This window comes from Paenibacillus sp. NPDC101420, assembly GCF_050277435.1.
Lineage (GTDB): Bacteria > Bacillota > Bacilli > Paenibacillales > Paenibacillaceae > Paenibacillus_AQ.
In genome coordinates, this window is sequence record NZ_JBNNSE010000005.1 from 472,876 (window position 1) to 492,465 (window position 19,590).

At 42.2% G+C, this 19,590-nt stretch carries 16 protein-coding genes and 1 riboswitch; all 16 genes read right to left on the minus strand.

Annotated features, from left to right (window positions below; translation table 11 throughout):
• Positions 1-77: 77 nt before the first annotated feature.
• Positions 78-1,190 carry a cysteine desulfurase family protein gene (locus ACQKMP_RS22540; protein WP_379425242.1) on the minus strand — a complete coding sequence of 371 codons (1,113 nt, stop codon included), beginning with the start codon at positions 1,188-1,190 and terminating at the stop codon, positions 78-80.
• 51 nt (positions 1,191-1,241) lie between these two features.
• Entirely contained in the window at positions 1,242-2,279 is a 1,038-nt protein-coding gene (mnmH, locus tag ACQKMP_RS22545) for a tRNA 2-selenouridine(34) synthase MnmH (protein ID WP_427471149.1), read from the minus strand.
• A 57-nt stretch (positions 2,280-2,336) separates the two neighbouring features.
• Positions 2,337-3,398: a selenide, water dikinase SelD gene (selD, locus tag ACQKMP_RS22550; RefSeq protein WP_427471151.1), complete on the minus strand. Its 1,062-nt coding sequence runs from the start codon at positions 3,396-3,398 to the stop codon at positions 2,337-2,339.
• Between the two features lie 153 nt (positions 3,399-3,551).
• Complete coding sequence (locus ACQKMP_RS22555) at positions 3,552-4,361, minus strand: alpha/beta fold hydrolase (protein ID WP_379425244.1); 810 nt, start codon at positions 4,359-4,361, stop codon at positions 3,552-3,554.
• A 106-nt stretch (positions 4,362-4,467) separates the two neighbouring features.
• Positions 4,468-4,652, minus strand: a riboswitch (cyclic di-AMP (ydaO/yuaA leader).
• A 221-nt stretch (positions 4,653-4,873) separates the two neighbouring features.
• Positions 4,874-5,047 (minus strand): hypothetical protein, encoded by a 174-nt coding sequence (locus tag ACQKMP_RS22560; protein ID WP_170880375.1) that lies wholly within the window; start codon positions 5,045-5,047, stop codon positions 4,874-4,876.
• 84 nt (positions 5,048-5,131) lie between these two features.
• Positions 5,132-5,926 (minus strand): Nif3-like dinuclear metal center hexameric protein, encoded by a 795-nt coding sequence (locus tag ACQKMP_RS22565; protein WP_339267117.1) that lies wholly within the window; start codon positions 5,924-5,926, stop codon positions 5,132-5,134.
• Between the two features lie 111 nt (positions 5,927-6,037).
• A complete protein-coding gene (locus tag ACQKMP_RS22570) occupies positions 6,038-7,057 on the minus strand; it encodes an endo-1,4-beta-xylanase (protein WP_427471153.1) in 1,020 nt (339 codons plus the stop codon).
• Between the two features lie 28 nt (positions 7,058-7,085).
• Positions 7,086-8,618 (minus strand): glycoside hydrolase family 43 protein, encoded by a 1,533-nt coding sequence (locus ACQKMP_RS22575; RefSeq protein WP_339798550.1) that lies wholly within the window; start codon positions 8,616-8,618, stop codon positions 7,086-7,088.
• Between the two features lie 47 nt (positions 8,619-8,665).
• Complete coding sequence (locus ACQKMP_RS22580; protein ID WP_143759544.1) at positions 8,666-9,568, minus strand: carbohydrate ABC transporter permease; 903 nt, start codon at positions 9,566-9,568, stop codon at positions 8,666-8,668.
• 59 nt (positions 9,569-9,627) lie between these two features.
• Positions 9,628-10,596 carry an ABC transporter permease gene (locus ACQKMP_RS22585; RefSeq protein WP_042191710.1) on the minus strand — a complete coding sequence of 323 codons (969 nt, stop codon included), beginning with the start codon at positions 10,594-10,596 and terminating at the stop codon, positions 9,628-9,630.
• An 84-nt stretch (positions 10,597-10,680) separates the two neighbouring features.
• Positions 10,681-12,384, minus strand: a complete 1,704-nt coding sequence (locus ACQKMP_RS22590) for a sugar ABC transporter substrate-binding protein (protein ID WP_042191712.1) — start codon at positions 12,382-12,384, stop codon at positions 10,681-10,683.
• 115 nt (positions 12,385-12,499) lie between these two features.
• On the minus strand, positions 12,500-14,038 hold the full coding sequence (locus tag ACQKMP_RS22595; protein WP_427471157.1) for a response regulator transcription factor: 1,539 nt from the start codon (positions 14,036-14,038) through the stop codon (positions 12,500-12,502).
• Between the two features lie 15 nt (positions 14,039-14,053).
• A complete protein-coding gene (locus tag ACQKMP_RS22600; protein ID WP_042194513.1) occupies positions 14,054-15,859 on the minus strand; it encodes a sensor histidine kinase in 1,806 nt (601 codons plus the stop codon).
• 25 nt (positions 15,860-15,884) lie between these two features.
• Positions 15,885-17,417, minus strand: a complete 1,533-nt coding sequence (locus ACQKMP_RS22605; RefSeq protein ID WP_427471205.1) for a response regulator transcription factor — start codon at positions 17,415-17,417, stop codon at positions 15,885-15,887.
• A 193-nt stretch (positions 17,418-17,610) separates the two neighbouring features.
• Positions 17,611-18,675 carry a bifunctional transcriptional activator/DNA repair enzyme AdaA gene (locus ACQKMP_RS22610; RefSeq protein WP_427471159.1) on the minus strand — a complete coding sequence of 355 codons (1,065 nt, stop codon included), beginning with the start codon at positions 18,673-18,675 and terminating at the stop codon, positions 17,611-17,613.
• Positions 18,676-18,682: 7 nt separating this feature from the next.
• Positions 18,683-19,471, minus strand: a complete 789-nt coding sequence (locus ACQKMP_RS22615) for an isocitrate lyase/PEP mutase family protein (RefSeq protein ID WP_379425255.1) — start codon at positions 19,469-19,471, stop codon at positions 18,683-18,685.
• Between the last annotated feature and the right edge of the window lie 119 nt (positions 19,472-19,590).

Genomic DNA, 19,590 nt, shown 5'->3' on the forward strand with positions numbered 1-19,590 from the left:
TTATTCGATTAAAATTTCTTAATCTTTCGATCCGGAGAGACGCTATTGAGCAAACTTAGCTATCCCTGGCAATCCACTCACAACAAATACTCTTTCAGCTTACCGATAACCTCATCGATCTCCGCTTTAGTCGTATACCGTCCCACACTAAAACGAACCGCTCCCTGCCCAATACTTGCTGAGACATTCATTGCCTTTAGAACAGGTGAAATCAATGTTTCTCCAGAATGACAAGCTGAGCCTGTTGAGGCAGCCACATCTTCCAGCGAAGCAATCACTTCGTGACCCACCGCTCCAAGAAAACTAACGTTAAGCGTGTTGGGCAATCGCTTATGCCTATGACCATTCAGGTGAATTCTGTCGCCAAATGCCTTCTGCAATCTATCGTAGAAATAATCCGCTACTTCTTTCACACGCTCTCTGGATGGAGAGTCCGAAGCAAGCTCACAGGCTTTTCCTAATCCAATAATATAAGGGGTGTTTTCCGTTCCGGCACGTCTCCCCTGCTCATGACCAGCTCCGTGAATTAATGGCTCGATGTGAATGCCCTCTCGGATGTACAATGCTCCAATCCCTTTTGGCGCATATAATTTATGGCCTGCCAGCGTTAGAAAATCCACCCCTAACTCAGCCACATCAAGCTCTACTTTTCCAGCGGACTGCGAAGCATCGGTATGTACAAGGACACCCCGTTCATGGCAGACCTCAGCTATTTCTTTGATCGGCTGAATCGTGCCCGTTTCGTTGTTAGAGTGCATAATGGAGACTAGTATAGTTTGGTCTGTAAGCTGATTTTTCACATCATCTACCTGCACCATTCCATACGCGTCAACAGGTACATAAGTAATCGTGTAGCCCAACTGCTCCAGATACTGACACGGTTTAATTACCGCAGGATGCTCCACAGCAGACACAATAATGTGATTGCCTTTATGTCGATATGTTTGGGCGACGCCCTTGATGACGGTATTATTCGACTCGCTGCCCCCGCTTGTAAAAAGCACCTCACCCGGCGTACAATTCAGGAAATTAGCCACCTGTGTTCTTGCTCGCTCGATTCCGACTTTAGCTTCTTGTCCCAAAGAATGACTGCTTGAAGGATTGCCAAAATGACCATAAAGATAAGGAATCATAACCTCTGCTACTTCCTTATCTACAGGTGTTGTAGCGTTATAGTCTAAATAGATCATTTGTTAAGCCGAGCCTCCTCTAAACCCCTCATACTTTACGATACCTAAAGCTTATACCTTCTGATTACTTAAAAAAGAGATTACCGCAGCCTCAGCTTCATCCAAATTGTTCACCTTAAAGGTAACTCTCTCAATGCCTTCATACTGAGTAGACGTATAATCGTATTTAGGATCATAGTAGTATTCTAACAGCAGCGCAACAGCCTCTCCGAACATATCAGCTTGCAAGCATCGCTCGATTTCCGCCGCAATGGGGATATGAATTCGCGATTTGATACTTCGAAATGCTGAAATGCACTGTTCTTTATATTCTTCTGGTCGATAATCCTCAAGGATTTGCTGCACTCTGGCTTGTAGTGGCATCTCAATCCAAATTTGTGTTCCAATCCCCTTCTGCTCGGCCATGAATGGGGGCATTACGACCTTCCCAATCTTTTTGCTCTCCGCTTCAAACAGTACATAAGGAGCATCCCCAAGCTTAATTAATTCCTCCATAAGAAGACTATCGAACGTTTTTTGATTGTTTGCATGAAGTCCGATCTCGCCAAAGATAGAACCGCGGTGACCTGCCATTCCTTCCAAATCCAAAACAGGATAGCTCTGTGCCTTCAGGCGGTGCAGCAGGTTTGTTTTACCTGTACCCGTATTTCCATGAACGACATAAGGCTTCGCCTTGAATTCATAGGACTCCAGTTCATCGAGTACCCATTTACGGTAAGCTTTATAGCCGCCAATCAATCGGTAAGCGTGAATATCCATTAAAGAAAGTACGGTCGCAGTTGTACGGCTGCGCATACCTCCCCTCCAGCAGAATACAGCCTTGTCCCCTTGAATCGCAGCAAATTCTTTGACAAAGGAAGGTAGCTTCGCAGCAGCAATCTCCAAACCGCGTTCTTTCGCAGCCTGCACACTTGTCTGTTTATACAACGTACCTACTTCAGCCCGTTCCTCATCATCAAAAAAGGGAATATTCAAGCTATCCGGCAGCGTTGCATCTTTATATTCAGAAGGAGATCGAACGTCGATAACGGTGATCTGCTTCTTATTCTTTAACACTCTTAGTTCTTCCAATGTAATATCCTGAAACAATGCGCTCTCTCCTCTGGTGGCTAACTTCTTAGGTCGCCTCTAAGCTGAACTCCAGCGTTATTGCGCAGCTATAACTGCAATCTGACCCGGATGTTCTTCCGTTACCTCTCCGATCAATGCTGCTTCTACACCTGCATCTACTAACTCTTTTAGCAAATCCTCACTTTGTTCAGGAGCAACAGAGATCAGCAATCCACCGGAAGTCACAGCATCACACAGAATATAGCGGCTTAATTGGTCCATCTCTTCCGGATAAAGAATACTGCCCTCCAAATGGGCAAAGTTATTCTTAGTGCCGCCTGGAACAAAGCCCTGCTCCGCGAGCTCTCTTACTCTTGGCAGCATCGGTACATCGCCTTGACGAATAATCAGTCCGTGATTACTCCCCTTTGCCATTTCCGAGGCATGTCCAAGCAACCCGAATCCGGTAACATCTGTACAAGCATGTACATCATAGGGCTCCATGATTTCAGCCGCTTTTTTATTCAGTGTAGACATGACTGTCGTAAGGCGTGTAGTTTCTTCTGGGGATAGCTGATCCTTTTTAATAGAAGTCGTTAAGATGCCCACACCGATAGGTTTGGTCAAAATCAGCTTGTCTCCTACCTGCGCACCTGCATTCGTTCTTACTTTGTCCGGATGCACAAGGCCCGTAACGGCCAATCCAAATTTAGGCTCTTTATCGTCGATGGAATGTCCGCCCACAAGCGTTGCTCCTGCTTCCTGCACTTTATCTGCTGCACCGCGCAAAATGTCACCGAGAATGCTTTTGTCCAAAACAGAAATAGGGAAGGCCACAATATTAAGCACTGTAAGCGGCTTGCCGCCCATAGCATAAATATCACTTAACGCATTAGCTGCTGCAATTTGCCCAAAGGAATAAGGGTCGTCCACGATCGGCGTGAAAAAATCAACAGTTTGCACTAACGCTAGATCATCACTTAATCGATATACCCCAGCGTCATCACTGGTATCCAGACCTACAAGTAGATCCGGATTAGGAACGGTTAGTGGTAGACTGCGAATAACCTGCATGAGATCGGCGGGACCGATTTTGCAGCCGCAGCCCCCTTTTGAAGATAATGAGGTCAATTTTATGGTTTCGGCTTGAGACATCATGACTCAGCTCCTTTAGATAGTTAATATCGAATATCTTTAATCTTACATCAGTAGACAGCATTGTACAAAATACAGACATACAGAAGAACGCCCCGTAGCCAGTACATACTCCCCGGCTATGGGACGCCTCTCATTTCTCACTTACCACTAAGATCAACTAATCTGCTGAGTTTCCTGCTGTTTCTCCAAAAACCGCTGAAGTATAGCATTAAATTTCTCCGGCTGACACAGATTACTAGGATCTAATGCGTTAGGGATGATCACTAACTGAGCATGTGGCAGCTGAGACACCATATCCTTCATACAATTAACTCCAAATTCACTAAAGTCACCTACAATACATAAGGCGGGACGCTTAAAAGACTTTAAGCATCTAGTGTAATCCACATGGCTCGTAGCCAGCCTTTGCCGATACAATTCCCGTGGACGTTTATCGAGAAGTCCTCTTCTAATCTCGTTATAAGCCAGATTCCAGCGTTCCCGGTACATCATACGAATCGAAGGCAGTACAAGCTCACTTGGAGCGTAATACATTAACCAACTACAATAAGCAGCCATAAGCTGGATTTTACCGATTATCGTTGACGCATGACTTCTACAAAAGCTATCCGCGACAACAATCGCTTTTACTCGCTCTGGATATTGTTTCGCAATATGCTGAACGACGAGCCCCCCATAGGCACTCCCAACAAAAACAGCCTCACGAATACCCAAATCATTCAATAGCATTATTATATCTAGACATTGGGTTTCAATAATCTCGTTTGGGGCCTGCAGTAATTCACCTGATTTGCCATTCCCCCGTAAATCACACAGAATCACTTTATATTTATCAGAAAAATACTCCAATTGTGGCTTGAACATACTATGTGTTAATCCATGTCCATGGATAAACACAACCGGAGCCCCTGTTCCATTGATTTCGTAATAGAGCGAAGTTCCATTCAGTTTAGCAATAGGCAAAGTTAACACCTCTTTCATAGATAGGTTCTACAACTATATCTGCTTTTTAACGCAGCAAAAAACCACAGAGGGATTCTCTGTGGCTATTCATCATCAAATACGCCATTCATCCTCTCTCCATACGCTTACGAGGTTAGCTGTCGGATTCGGGCAGTGAGAGTTGCCCTACCTGCATGGATGCATTTATGCACCTGGAACAGGATTCACCCCATAACTAGTACCGATTGTTACACTGGTTCCCAGTTGTTGGTTCCCCCGCTTTCCTTAACGGAAATTAAGCGGACTTCTTATGTAATTGTCAGTTATGTGATGAATCATACTCCGTGTAAGGTTTCTTGTAAAGTTGAGCCGTGGGCAAAATAATGTTGAAAGCCATGCTTTTCATTTCATATTGAGCATACACTTCGTTTTCTCTTTCTTTTGCTCTTGTTTACTCAATATATCTAAAAAAAGCCGAGCGGCCATCAGAGATCAATCCCTGAACCACTCGGCTTCGTTATACAATCATATGGCTACAACAGATCGGCGTTTTTCAATGCATGCTCCCAGCTCGGAAAAAAGAACAGCGCACTTCTCATAAGATCAGGATCGCTTTGCTTCACTTGTTTTTTGCTGATCGAGCTTCCATCGGTTTGAAGCTTTTTGATACGACTTAACACTTCATCAGCCTCCAAAGGAATTTCCATTGAAACACTCCTTTCTCAGTGACCTAGTTTCCAATCATTTTCTCCATAATATGCAAATTTATTCTTCATTTCGGTTTATACGAATTAAACCAGCTGATAGACCGGTTGTTCAGCAATAAAATAAGTAGGAATCATTGGGTATTTCTGTGCCAGAACTTCAGCTAAATATTTCATTCCTGGAGCTTCACTTTCCGCATGACCTAACATAATCAGCGCTTTTGATCTGCCTTGGTGGACAGCATCCCTCACATATTCTGGAGTTTCCCATTCGGGGCCCTCGCCAGCAATAATTAAATCAAGATTGTGCTGATTAAAAAGAGGAATAGCCATCGTCCCACCTCCTCTGTAACCTACTAATATCCCCACATGTCTGCATATCTGGGATACGTCTCCGGCAGCACGTAAATAGGAGATACCTAGCTTTCTTTTTATATACTGTGCCGCTTCACTTACCGTCATAGCTGGAATCGATAGGATTGTAGCAGTCGATTGCTGCTCAACCACATAGGCTGACCATTCAAGCTCTCGTAGCAAGCCCACCATGATCCCGTCTGGTTGATGCCTATGCCAATAATCATGATAACGAAAAATAGCCAGTTCAGAACGCTCGATTAAACTCAGTTTCGCAAGATAAATAGGGTCATCCTCTAACCACTCACTCGTCTCATGATGACTGTAAAACACACCTTCATGTGTGATCAACAAATTGGCGTTCATAGCAACCGCTCGCTCCACAACATATTGCGTAGCGCAAAATGCCGTAACCATCCCTGTAATCACCATTTCTGGATTCCCCGGCTTAAGAGTATCCACAGTCCCATCTATCTGTTCCATGGCTCCTATTAAATCTTCCAGAATCCTTCTAATTGTCACGCTCACTTTAATCCGCCCTTTGAGATCTATTCTACTAATCTATCAACGTATAAATAACCCGCCCTTAATCGATATAAGGACGGGTTCACAGTTCATTATTTGAGCAGCTTGCCCACTCTATGATTTCGTGGCAGAGGTGATAATTCGATGGAAAGCTGGCTTCGGCTTATGCCCTTCATCGAATAGGAACGGCCAGTTCTTCCGCCCACGAACAGGGAAATCATCCAGCCAGGTATAGTCATCCGCTGCTCCCCAGAACGTGACCGAACTAATCACGTCCCGGTATTCTCTCAGCAGTGCGAACATCGCTTCATATCGATCTGCTTGAAGCTCGAGCAGCTCAGCAGGTACTGTCTTTAAGTCCATTCGTTTGTCATCGAAACGGAACATGGATACATCCAGCTCTGTCAGTTGGAGCTGAAGTCCTAACGATGCATATTTTTCGATCGCTGCACGAATATCATCCAGACTAGGATCGTATAAATTCCAGTGTGCCTGCAATCCGATGCCATGGATCGGCACGCCTTGTTCCAATAGCGACTTCACCATTTTATAGATTTTGTCACGCTTTAATGGATGGGATTCGTTATAGTCATTGTAGAATAATAATGCCTTAGGGTCAGCTTCATTGGCGAATTCAAACGCTTTGGCGATAAAATCCGGGCCAACAATGTCGAGCCACTTCGAATGGCGAAGAAGCTCTTCTCCTTCATCGGCTATAACTTCATTGACAACATCCCAAGCATAAATATCATCCTTATAACGTCCTACAACGGTCTGAATATGTGATTTGACTCGTGCAAGCAGAATCTCTTTGCTTTCAGGTCCTCCGCCCTTATCCTCAAACAGCCAGTCCGTTGTCTGGTTGTGCCAAATCAAGGTATGTCCGCGCATCGCCATATGATGTTCCCTGGCGAAGGCAACCAGCTGGTCTGCTGCCCTAAAGTTATAAGTGTCCTCAAGTGGATGCAGACTTTCAAATTTCATCTCGTTCTCAGCGGTAATACTGTTGAAATGATAAGCAAGCAAATGCTCCTGTGATTGGATAGTTAATGGGTTGACGGCTGCGCCAATCTTGAAATCCTCTGCGAACACTGTCTTTAGTGCAGGCTCTGTAAAATCACTAGCTTGTCTCAACAAGTTCCCTCCTAACAAACGCTATTCATTATGACCGATAATCGAACCAATCAAAGTGGGCAGGTACCTCAGCTACTTTACCATGACCTGTCGCATATAAGCCAACAAGAACACCGGTAAATCCGTTTCCTTTGACAGCTTGAGGGGATAATGGATAGGCTAGAGCCCTAGATAGCTCGATCCATTCCTGACCATCCAAAGAATAAAGTAAAGTGTATTCCGTTAGCTCCGCCCGAATTTTCAGATATAAACATCCAGCAATCGTTGGAATCTCTGCAGCCACATGTGTTGTTCCATCAACAGTTAAATAAGCTGTAATCACTCTATGTCCATTTCTTTGCGATAGTGCAATTTCATAATGTGCATTCTCGTCCAATCTAGCACAGAGTCCAGCCTCTTCACCGTCCACGGTAGGGTTAAAATCCAGTAATGTACTCCATTCAGCTGAAGTATGCTGCTGTCTTCTGCCTATAAAGGCTACCTGACCCACTTCATTAAGGTCTTTCGATTGCCCTCGAAGAGCTAGAAAACCCGGACGTTGGCTTAGTGACCAGCTTCCCTCTGCCGGATTCCGCAGAAAGGATAATCCCAACGGCAATACAGGGTCATCAAAATCATATCTTCCGCTAGTCTCAGGTTTTGGCGAATGACCCGGTACACGCGGAACCTTCATCTCCAGCCCGACAGTGTCCTCATTATTATCAATCATCGGCCATCCGTCTTCATTCCACGTTACAGGGGCAAGAAAGGTCTCTCTTCCTAGCACTGTATACTTGGAATCTACTAGACGTACTCCAAGGAATACGGCCCACCAATCCCCGTTACGATCTTCGATCAGATCAGCATGTCCTAGATACTGAATGGGACTATCAGTCCCGCGATGGGTCAATATCGGTTGCTCTAATCTTTCAAAAGGACCGTAAGGGGAGGAAGAACGACCGATAATTTCTCGGTGTTCCTTTGCCGTGCCGCCTGAAGCAGACATGATATAATACATTCCGTTAATTTTGTACAAATGTGGTCCTTCCGTCCAAGGTCCACCATCCCCAGTCCAGATGACAACAGGTTCTGTTAATGCTGCTCCTGTAGCAATGTCTATCTCATATTGAATAGCGTGGGAATCATAATCTGCTCCCTGCTGGGTGGTTACATATACCTTTCCATCCTCATCAAACATTAGGGAAGGGTCAATTCCTCCATAAGGAATACTAATCGGGTCTGACCACGGACCCGCTGGGTCCGTAGCCGTAACATAGAAATTCCCCTTCCCGTGTATTTCGGTCGTTATCATGTAAAACGTTCCTTCATGATACCGGATGGTTGGAGCAAATATACCTCCAGAGCTTTTGCTCTTACGTGTATCTAGCTGACTTACACGATCTAATACATGACCAATTTGTGTCCAGTGAATCAAGTCCTGGCTGTGAAAGATAGGCACCCCAGGAAAATATTCGAAGGAGCTACACACCAAGTAGAAATCATCCCCTGCTCGAGTGATGCTAGGATCTGGATAAAAACCTGGAAGTATTGGGTTCGTGTATGTGATTGGAGATGGAGTCATAATTCAACAAACAACCTTCCTATTATTTAATAGTGGGTGCAAGCTACTTATTCCTTCACGCTTCCTACGTTCATTCCAACTACAAAGTACTTTTGCATGAATGGATAGACTAGCAGAATCGGAACCGAAGCAACGATAGTAACGGCTGCACGAATGGACTTTGGAGTTACCATTGACCCCGCTGACTCCGCAGTTACCCCTGCCCCGTTAGCTACACTTGCGCTACTGTTCGCATTCATACTAGATTGTATTAGTTTCATTAATTCATACTGCAATGTACTCAAGTGCTGGCGGGAAGAGGTGTAGATAAAAGCATCAAACCATGAGTTCCATGCACCTACCGCGACAAAAAGGGCGATGGTAGCCAGAACAGGTTTACATAAAGGGAAGACTACTTTCATGAAAATCTTAAATTCCCCGGCACCGTCGATTCTCGCGGATTCCATAAGACTTTCATGTATGCTACCAATATAAGTACGGATGACGATCATATTAAATGCACTTATCATAGTCGGTATTACATATACCCAAAATGTATTAAGCAAATGAAGATCCTTAATTAGAAAATAATTTGGAATCAGACCCGCATTAAAATACATGGTTAGGACGAAAACAAAGGTAATCTGCTTGCGGAAAACATATTCTTTCCGGCTTAAAGTATAAGCAAGCATTGTGGTTAAAAATAGATTCAGGATCGTAGATATCACTGTTCGTGCTACCGAAATCCAAAAAGCAGGAATAATTGTACCAGAGGCAAAAACAGCTTTGTAGTTCTGTATAGTCCACTCCCTAGGCAATAGATAAATGCCGCCGCGGATGGTATCATTTCCCTCATTTAAGGAAACTGCTATAGTATTCAAGAATGGATACAAGGTAACAATGACTAGACATATCATAAAGATAGTATTGAAGGTACCGAACACTACTGGTTCGATCCCTATAATTCTCATACGTTTTCTACTATTACTTTTTGGAGATTTCTGAGGTATTAATTGAGTTTTTTCCATGATTATAACAGCCTCTCTTCCCCTAGCCGCTTCGACGTCCAGTTAGCTAAAAGCAGTAACGTTACACTTACGACTGTTTTAAATATGCCTCCCGCAGTGGCTAAGGAGTAATTCCCTTGCCCAATCCCGTATTTCAATACAAATATATCAATCGTATCCGACCAGTCTACAGTAAGCCCGTTCCCTAACAAGTACGGAACCTCAAATCCGACATCCAATACATGTCCTATGGACATTATCATCAGGATTACAATGGTTGGTTTAATTCCCGGCAATGTTACATTGAACATTTTTTTGTACCGGTTAGCCCCATCAATCTCAGCAGCCTCATATAAAGCTGGATCTATAGAAGCCATAGCAGCCAAGTAGATGATTGTACTCCATCCAACCTCTTTCCAGACGGTTGAAGCACCCACAATACCCCAGAAATACTTCCCTTCACTCAACCAAAGGATTGGTGAATCGATAAGATGTAATTTCATGAGCACGATGTTGATAATCCCGTCGTTAACCGAGAGGGAGACACCTACAATCCCTGTTACAATAATCCAGGAAAGAAAGTGAGGTAGGTAGGATATGGTCTGCACGGTTCTTTTCCAAAATACATTTTTGATTTCATTAAGAAGTAAGGCCAATGTTATCGCGGTTATAAATCCTAGAAAGAAATTAATTAATCCCATAGCCAGTGTGTTTCGTAGTACCCTTAAAAAGGTATCATCCGTAAATAGAAACTTGAAGTGTTTCAAGCCGACCCATGTCTGTTCGCCAAATGCCTTAGCTGGTTTATAATCCTGAAAAGCCATTGTCCATCCCCAAACAGGTACGTACGCAAATAGTACAATATACAGCAGCAATGGAACTGACATCCAAATCAGCTGTTTCTGATTCTTAATCAAGGTCAGAGTAATCGGTTGCTTCTTTTTTCTTTTAGGATGCCGGTTAACTTTTTTTCCCGTTAAAATCTCATCCATATATTTTCTCCCCACATCATCCATATATTTCAGAAAGTGGTTGGCTAATAAGCCACCACTTTCTGATTTTTAAGCAAGCTCTAACTATTTAACACTCCAAGTATCAAATCTCCATTTAAGCTGTTCATTGATTCTGTCTTCGTAAGCTTTAATATCCGCTTTATGAAGTTCTCCAACAAATTCAGTCCAAACTTTATCGAAATCGGAAGGGCTAGCCAAGATTGCTTTTGGCAGATACTTGGTCTTAACTTCTCCCATCTTCGTATCGGCAATTTTTGCTGGAGAATTTTCAACAAGATCTATCGACCAAGCAGGATAAGCCACTGGGTTCGGTCCAGGCTTACTGAAGAAATCTACATAACTGTTGAATCCATATGCGTCAAGAACTTCCTTGTCATACGCTTCCAACCCTGCTTTATATTCTTCTGGTTGGGCTGCCGCATCCGTTGAGTTACCGTCTGCAAAGTACCCTTGCATTTTCGGAGCGGTAGCATACCAAGCTTCTGCTTTGTTACTTAGCTTCCATGTAGCATCAACTGCGTTATCCCGTTGCTCCTGGTTTCTTATAAAGCGACCGTCTACCACTTGATAATCTTCGCCTTCAATCCCCCAAGTGAGGGTTCTTTGCCAATCTTCTTGAATCAATGTGTCCATAAGTTTAAGGATTCTCACTGGATCCTTAGCATTGACAGTAATCCCGAATCCATTATTCAAGTTAAGAGCAGGACGATCCAGATAATAATCTTTGGTGTTAGTATCATACACAAGAGGCAGACCTACATAAGTGCTCATATCTTTCCCTTGTGTCTTGAGTGAATCTTCTGCTTTACCAAAGTTCCAGTGCTGATCAAACATTCCCAGTACGGCTCCGCTAGACAATTTAGCTAAATATTGGTCATAATCCATTACAAATGCTTCTTTATCAATAATACCCAACGCATTCATATCATTAAGTTTTTTATAGTACTGCTTTGCATAGTCTTTATCCGCAAAGATTTCTGCTACGTTATCCTTAACTACTACTCCGCCATCATTAGGATGACCGATCAGATGCTGAGGAGCGTTAAACAATCCCCAGTTTCTCCAGTCTTTGTTATGAATCTCAAACCCAATTGTTGGTTGACCATCAATGGTTGGATTTTTCTCTTTATATTTCACGATAAGATCGAAATACTCGTCCAAAGTTTTAACCGTTGGATAACCGGCATCTTTAAGTACAGCTTTCTGAATCCAGAAAGCTGGGCCAGAGTAATAGGTTGTATTCATCTCACCATTGTACGCACCATAGTTTGGAAGTGTATAAATGTGTCCATCATTGGGATCCTTCATCATGTTCCAGTAAGCTGCGTAATGCGCTTTCAAATTCGGAGCGTGTTCTTCAATTAAGTCCTCGAGAGGAATAAATGCACCTGCTGCAGTCAGTTGGGTATTGGAACTCATCAGATCTGGATAATCCGAACCGGCAATCATAACGCCAAGCTTCTGTTTAAGGTCTCCAGCCAAGAATTCAAAATTGAATGATGCGCCTGTTTTTTCTTTGATCATCTTGTAAATTTTGTTATCTGGTGTGGGTTGCTGACCTGCTTCTCCAAGAAAGATACTAACTTCAAAAGGCTCTACCTTCTTGTCATCGGTTCCAGCTGCAGTTGCAGCTGTTGTTTCTGCCGGTTTGTTTTCCCCCTTAGCAGTATTACCGCTGTTATTTCCACCGCACCCTGCTAGAGCAAAACTTAGGGATAACACAGCAATCAGACTAAGTTTGAACTTTGATATTGACTTGCCCCCCATAAAGCACCTCCATATTTTGTTGGTGAAACCATATTGTAAGCCCTTACAAGTTAAATTATAGAGGTGATGATGCCACTGATAATACGCCAGAACTAAAGGTATACCCCCAAAAAGTTTAGGTATTCGTATGTTTAAATTCATTAGGGCTCATATGCATCTTCTTTTCAAATTGTTTGAGAAACTGACTATAGTTGGAATATCCTACCTTCTCTGCGATCTCACTGTTTTTCAACTTATTGTGTTGAAGTAAACGTGCTGATTCCTTAATCCGGAGGTCATGCAGCTGCTCATTAAAATGAATGCCATTCTTCTTGATCAATAATTGTCCCAGATATACTGGATGCAGGAAGAATACCTCCGACAGCTTTTTAATTGTAAGATTTTCGTGATAATGCGCTTCAATATAGTTGTTGATTTCCTGTACAATCCCCTGTGATTTTTGGCTTTGTTCTTTTATAAGAATATCAATACTCGCCTCACCACATGATAAAAGATTACGCATTAAATCGTTCAATTTCATCATCGAGTCCCGCATTTCGGGGATTGTTATTTGGGTTAACAAGGAGGATACTTGAACTTCACTAGCTTTCGAAGTAAACTCAACGATCTTATACATAATATGAATAACGATCTTCTTCACAACCTCTGGAGCGATGCGCATCTCACGAAAACTACGAGAGGCCAAGCCCACAGCTTGTTTAAAGCCTTTTATGTCCAGTGTGTTAATGGGTCTCATTAAGTCATCCATCAGTTGAATTTGATCATAGTGATAGCTGAATTGACTATCTTTGGTTCCCTGATAGGTCAAGAATCCTGAATGATCCGAATTATAAAAATAATACATTAGCGCTTCTTTCGCCGTTCGGTAGCTATTCGCAATTTGAAGCAAAGAGCCCTCGCTATCCCCTACTGCAATATACATGGCTTGCTTAGGGTGTTCATTCAGCAAGGGAGCTACTGCATGATATATTACAGCACCCTCATCAGACTCCGAAGGATAGCCGTATACGATTCCAAAGCAATAAGCCTCCAGATCGATCAGAAACATCGATTCCGTATTCGTTAGGAGAGCTACTGCTTTCTCTCTAATTTCCGTATACATCGTCGGGTCTGTCTGCAGTAAACAAATATTCCAAAGGCTTTTGCCTTCCGATAGACGTGTAAGTACTGTAAAGTCTGACTTATCTTCTGCCTTCTCATTCAGAATGCTCTTAAGAAGAGAGACAACCTCCTCTGAGTTTGCCATTTGATTTAAGCTTCGCTTCTGAGTCTCCTGTTCTAATTCCCGATATATCTCCTTCAATTCTTCTGACGCCTCTTCTTCGAAAAGCGGCTTCATCAGATAATGGTTAATGCCATAACGTATAGCTGTCTTAGCATATTCAAACTCACTATAACCGCTTAGTATGGCAAACTTAATCGGTTTAGTCTCCTCTTGCTGCCAGGCGGAAACCATTTCCAGACCATTCATTAGCGGCATATTTACATCGGTAATGACAAGATCCGGCAGTAGCTGCTTTATTAACTGTAAGCCCTCTTTGCCATTACTGGAGGTTCCACATACTTCAAATCCAAGCGCCTGCCAGTCTATCCATAGCTGCATCCCCTCAAGAGCACTAGGCTCATCATCGATCAACAATACTTTGTATTTCATAGGCTCCCTCACCTTCTAGCTATTTTTTCGTTCCAGGAGCTTTAGCGGAATGCCAAACGTGACAACGGTCCCTTCATTTGGGACACTGCTGATTTCAAAGCGAACCTGATCTTCATAATATAGCTCCAGTCTGCGATACACGTTGCGGATTCCGATATTCGTTCCTGAGGAGGCTTCTTCATTTTGAACATTAAATAAAATTTCTTTAAGCTGGCTTGGTTCGATCCCTTTACCGTTATCTGAAATTGTAACTTGCAAACGACTATCCTCGATTTCCGTCTTTACTTTAATGATACCGAGTCCTTCTATGGCCTGCAGACCATGCTTACAGGAGTTTTCTACTAAAGGCTGCATGCTTAGCTTTGGAATTTTATATTGCAGCGACTGCTCATCGATCTCAAATTGATAATCAAATTTATCTCTGAACCGGAATTTTTCTATTTTCAGATACATCTCAATGAACGTCATTTCTTCTTCCAATGTAACGAGATCTTCTTTCCAGCTAAGTAGTCTTCTGAGCAACTTGGATAAACTCTTAATGATGTCTGTAACGTCTGAATAATTATTTTTGGTACAGACCACTAAAATGGCATTTAAAGTATTGAAGAGAAAATGGGGATTCATCTGACTTTGCAAAAAATTCAGTTCAGCCCTTACTCTTTCCATCTCCAGGTTATTCTTTTGAATCTCTAGTTTGTATACATCGTTAATTAGAGAATTAATTTTAGTGGTCATTCTATTAAAGTTATGAATCAAGTCACCAATCTCATCTTGTCCTTCATCGATTTGAATAAGATCGAATTTCTCATTCGTTACTTTCTGCATATGCCTAGACAACCGTTTCACCCGATAATTGTAGGATCTTAACATCACATATAGAAAGGCGGTTGTGAGCAAGGTGACAATGGACGCCAAAATACCCGCATAAATTCGAATCTCCAGAATGGCCTGAGCAATACGCTCCCCCTGCGTAACCCCTATAATTCGCCAGCTTTTTATATAACTAGCCCCGCCAACGGGTACAATATGTATGTCTTCCTTGCGCTCATCATCCTGAAGCTCGAATACAGGATAAGGATCCTTCGTACCTCTCTGATACCCGCTCTGAGCAGACATAATGATTTCATCCTGCCCGTTAACCAGGTAAAGACTCAAATAATCCTTTTCTCTAATTATAATGTCATATATTTTACTGATATCCAGGTCAATTCTAAGCAGCTTCTCATAGGTATTCAGTGAGCTGTATACATCCATTCGTTCAATTACACTTAAATACGGGGCATTAGAAGCCACATTAGGCGCTGAGCTCATTTGATAAGCAGCAAGAAACATATGTTTATTCGCAGCACTGAACTGCTTATACCACTCACTCTCCCTTACCTTGTCCGTGATGACCTGATAGTTACTCCCGGAAACAATAGAGTCATTATTCGTAAATACAGTAATTCGTTCAAGCTGATTGTTAACTGGCATATAACTGTTCATCCGATCTCGAAGCTGTTCGTCGAAGGTGTCATAAAATTCAATCATGTTCCCATACCTCCGCTCTAGCAATTCATACAGATTCTTATCGGAGGACAGCGTATAGCTAACTGCTACTCCACCCTCAATGAAATCCTGAATATCCTTTCTGGCCCTCTCTAAAGAGATTTCTAAGTTTTGCTGTTCTCTGGATTTGATCAAATCGGAAATCCGATCCAAAAAAACAAGGTTGATAATAATGATAGGGAGAAGCACACCAATAATATAAATGAGGGAAAATTTATAGTTCAGTGGAATGTCATTGACTACTTTTCTAAATCTAAATTTTTTTCTCTCCATACGAAACACCTTGCTTCCCCTAGAGCTATTGGTTTTTATTTTCATTTTTATAGACGGATGGGACTACCCCTACAATCAGCTTGAACTTGTCTATAAAATAGTCTGTATTTGAAAATCCCACCTGCACCGCAATATCCGATATTTTCAGCTGCGTTCGCTTAAGCAGACTTTTGGCTTCCTCAATCCTTTTGGCATTTAAATATTCACTAAAGCCCTGACCCGTTTGTTTCCTGAAAAGCTGTCCCAAATAGGTAGAATTGATATGAAATTGCCGCGCTAAATCCTGAAGCTTCAATTTATTCCGAAATTCACGATCCACATACTGAATCACCTTGTAAATCGTATTTTGTTCATTCTGCTGCTCTAATTCAGATAAATAGACCGTCGCCAGCATAGATAGACTTTGAACATAACGGCTTAATGCAAAATAATCATTTAACTCCCCTAAATTTCCATATTCTTGCTGAATCTTTATCATCATCGTATCTGGAGTACCATTCATTTGGGCTATAAGTGTACAAATTGTAAGCTCCAAATGAGCCACTTGGGCTTGCACGATTTCAATCGTCAATAGATTCTCTACGAAAAAAGCAAACGTTTCTTTTACACATGGCTGTATCTGTTCTATATCGTTTGCCAGAACCTTATCCAGCAGCAGTTTGAAGTGATCCTCATGGTGTTCATTCTTCTTTAGAGCCCTAAGCTCACAATAATGAAAAACCCCCTTCTTCTGCTGATGTGTCTTGCGTTTCCATACATCAAGTGCTTGCATATAGATTTCTCGAATCGAACATATGCCTACCATTCTAGTGCTAATCGCTAGAAGTACCGGTTCATATAATTGTTCAGCGAAATCCGAACGAATCTGGTTGACGATAGCGTCCAGACTCTCATTCCCAATAGAAGCAGACTCAAGAATGATCCCTGTTCTTCCCGATCGATCTTGAAAGAAATGTATACTTTCCTGAGGAAAGTAGTCGACGGTTCGTGGAAGAAATGGATTCAAAGATGTGGCTGGTTCGATAAGAATACACATTAACTCTGCATTCGCTTGAAGCTTCAACGTGCTCTGGGTTAGAAGCTCTAAATTTTCGTTATACTCGCCTTGTATTAGGCGGTTGACGATATTGTTTACGACAAAGAATTGCTTCTTATCAAGCTCCTCATTGGAAGCGATTTCATTTTGAATCATAGGCGTAATCCTGCTTAATAAGGACTCTATTTCTTCATCATCAATAGGTTTTAATAAATAGTCATTCACTCGTTGCTGCAATGCCGTACGTGCATATTTAAAGTCATCATACCCAGTCAATACCACAAATTTCGGAGGCTTTGTCATCACTTCATTCAATTTTGCGATAAGCTCGAGACCGTTAATAACCGGCATATTAATGTCCGTTAGGACCAATTCCGGTTTATATTCTTGGATAAGTCTCATCGCTTCTGAACCATTACGGGCTTCCCCGCACACTTCAAAGCCGTATTTTTCCCAGTTAATCATCGTTCTCAGCCCTTCAAGCACCCAGGGCTCATCATCCACGATCAGAACCTTCAGCATGATGTTCACTCCAATCTCCTAAGATAAGGCTCGCTTTCTTATGAAAATATATATTATGCTAACACAATTGGATATTGTTGTGAATTCATAATTTTTCCTTCTTTTGCTTAAAACAGTACTTTTAAATCTGGCAAAAGCATAAAAAAACGACGTATCCAGACTTTCAGACACATCGAGTTCAGTATGGTTTTAGTTAATAAGCTACCTTCGAACTAAGGCTGTTCTCGTGATTGATCAACCATTCTTTTCTTGCAATGCCGCCGCCATAGCCCCCTAATTCACCATTACTATTGATCACGCGATGACACGGAACCAAGATCGATAATTGATTCGCTCCATTAGCTCTGGCTACAGCTCGACAAGCTGAAGGGTTGTTTATGTTCTCTGCAAGCTCCTTGTAAGAGACCGTCTGGCCTATAGGAATTCTTCGAAGTTCATTCCATACCTTTTGCTGAAAATCAGAACCTAAATAACGAATCGGTGTTCTGAATTCTGTAAGTTGTCCTTCGAAATAAAGACTTAATTCCTCTTCAATTTGCTCTAGCACAGGAACCTTTTCAGGCAAAATAGTTGCATTCAAGCGAGTACGTAATTTCTTAATTTCGTTCTCAAGTCCCTTTCGATCCACAAATTCCAGCAGTAAAAGGCACTCTTCATCTGAGATCGCAAGCATAGACCCTAATATCGTTTCTATCCAGGTACAGTAGAGCACTTTAACCTGCTTAGAGTGATTCGGGACCGTTCCCATCGTTCTTGAAAAAGCATCCCTAAATCCATTACTCGAATCGTACCCGCTATCCAGTTGTGCGTTAATGATAGAATCCCCATTCCTGATATGTTTGAATGCCAGTCCTAATCGTCTGGAACGTGCATATTCAATAAAGGTCATTCCGAATTGCTTCTTAAATTGTCTGCGTGCAGTATTTGCACTAATCGACAGCTCATCAAAATCTTTATCTGTCCATTTCCTTTCCGGATTACGCTCTATAGCTTCAACAAGAAGCTTTACTTCTGAGGACATTTTTGTCGGATTGGACAAAGGCTGGCATCTTTTACACGGTCTATATGAAGCTAACAAGGCTTCTTTGGCTGTTGCGAAAAACTCACAGTTTTCTTTATATGGCTTTTTAGCCGGACAAGTTGGCCTGCACATGATGCCTGTTGTTTTTACGCCGACAAAAAATACACCTTCATAATTGGAGTTTTTTTCGACTAACATCTCATAATATTTATCGATTTGCTGTTTATTCGTGATCATAGTGTCGTTAGCTCATTTCTAAATAATGTGCGGGTGGCTGCAGAATGGACCGGGTATCGTCTTGAAGATGATGCAGTGCTTGAAAGTAACTATATGGACCATAGCTAATTCTTTTTACGCCAAGCTCCTGCAATTCAGCATTTGAAATCATACCATCCATCACCATAACATTTACAGGCAGTGGCGACTGCTGCACAAAATATTCAATCAAGTTTCGATCGGTGAGTCCTGGTATAAAAATTCCATCCGCTCCAGCAGCAGCGTAAGCACAGGTACGCTCAATTGCTTCATTCACTAAATCCAAAGAATGCTTCCCATTTTTGAAAAAGAGATCGGTTCTGGCGTTAATAAACACCTTCTTCTGAAGTTTGGCTGCCACTTGCTGTATAGTTCGAATACGATGAATTTGTTCCTCGATTGCCCATAATTCATCGTCCGGATGATTCACCTTTTGATCCTCAAAATTAATCCCACAGATGTCTAGCTGGAATAATTGTTCTATGTTATTGGCTAAGGACTCTTCATTTACAGCATACCCACCTTCAATATCTACCGTCAATGGCACAGATACATGTTCTGCTATTCTCGTAACAGCCCACAGTAGCTGCTCAAATGAGAGCTGTTCACCATCCGAATACCCCCATGAATCCGCCATAGCGAAGCTGCTTGTGGCTATAGCCTTTGAACCGGCTTTTTCTATCGCTTTAGCCGAAGCTACATCCCAGCAGTTATATAGCATTAGCGGATCTTTTTGATCGTGCAAAGACTTAAAATAGTCATAGTCATTTCTGTTCATCAGTGGTCATCTCCATTAAATAGAATAGCACCACTATATAATAGACAATGATTCGCCATACCAGAAAAATTAACACCAATCTTTTTTCGCAAAAAAAAACACCGATTGATGATCTCATC

Excerpts from the sequence above, each read along its gene's own strand:
- ACQKMP_RS22585 (WP_042191710.1), bottom strand. The coding sequence starts at position 10,596 with ATGGATGAGATTTTAACGGGAAAAAAAGTTAACCGGCATCCTAAAAGA.
- ACQKMP_RS22540 (WP_379425242.1), bottom strand. The coding sequence starts at position 1,190 with ATGATCTATTTAGACTATAACGCTACAACACCTGTAGATAAGGAAGTA.
- ACQKMP_RS22600 (WP_042194513.1), bottom strand. The coding sequence starts at position 15,859 with ATGGAGAGAAAAAAATTTAGATTTAGAAAAGTAGTCAATGACATTCCA.
- ACQKMP_RS22580 (WP_143759544.1), bottom strand. The coding sequence starts at position 9,568 with ATGAGAATTATAGGGATCGAACCAGTAGTGTTCGGTACCTTCAATACT.
- selD (WP_427471151.1), bottom strand. The coding sequence starts at position 3,398 with ATGATGTCTCAAGCCGAAACCATAAAATTGACCTCATTATCTTCAAAA.
- ACQKMP_RS22590 (WP_042191712.1), bottom strand. The coding sequence starts at position 12,384 with ATGGGGGGCAAGTCAATATCAAAGTTCAAACTTAGTCTGATTGCTGTG.
- ACQKMP_RS22595 (WP_427471157.1), bottom strand. The coding sequence starts at position 14,038 with ATGAAATACAAAGTATTGTTGATCGATGATGAGCCTAGTGCTCTTGAG.
- ACQKMP_RS22610 (WP_427471159.1), bottom strand. The coding sequence starts at position 18,675 with ATGATCACGAATAAACAGCAAATCGATAAATATTATGAGATGTTAGTC.
- ACQKMP_RS22605 (WP_427471205.1), bottom strand. The coding sequence starts at position 17,417 with ATGCTGAAGGTTCTGATCGTGGATGATGAGCCCTGGGTGCTTGAAGGG.
- ACQKMP_RS22560 (WP_170880375.1), bottom strand. The coding sequence starts at position 5,047 with ATGGAAATTCCTTTGGAGGCTGATGAAGTGTTAAGTCGTATCAAAAAG.
- ACQKMP_RS22615 (WP_379425255.1), bottom strand. The coding sequence starts at position 19,471 with ATGAACAGAAATGACTATGACTATTTTAAGTCTTTGCACGATCAAAAA.
- ACQKMP_RS22575 (WP_339798550.1), bottom strand. The coding sequence starts at position 8,618 with ATGACTCCATCTCCAATCACATACACGAACCCAATACTTCCAGGTTTT.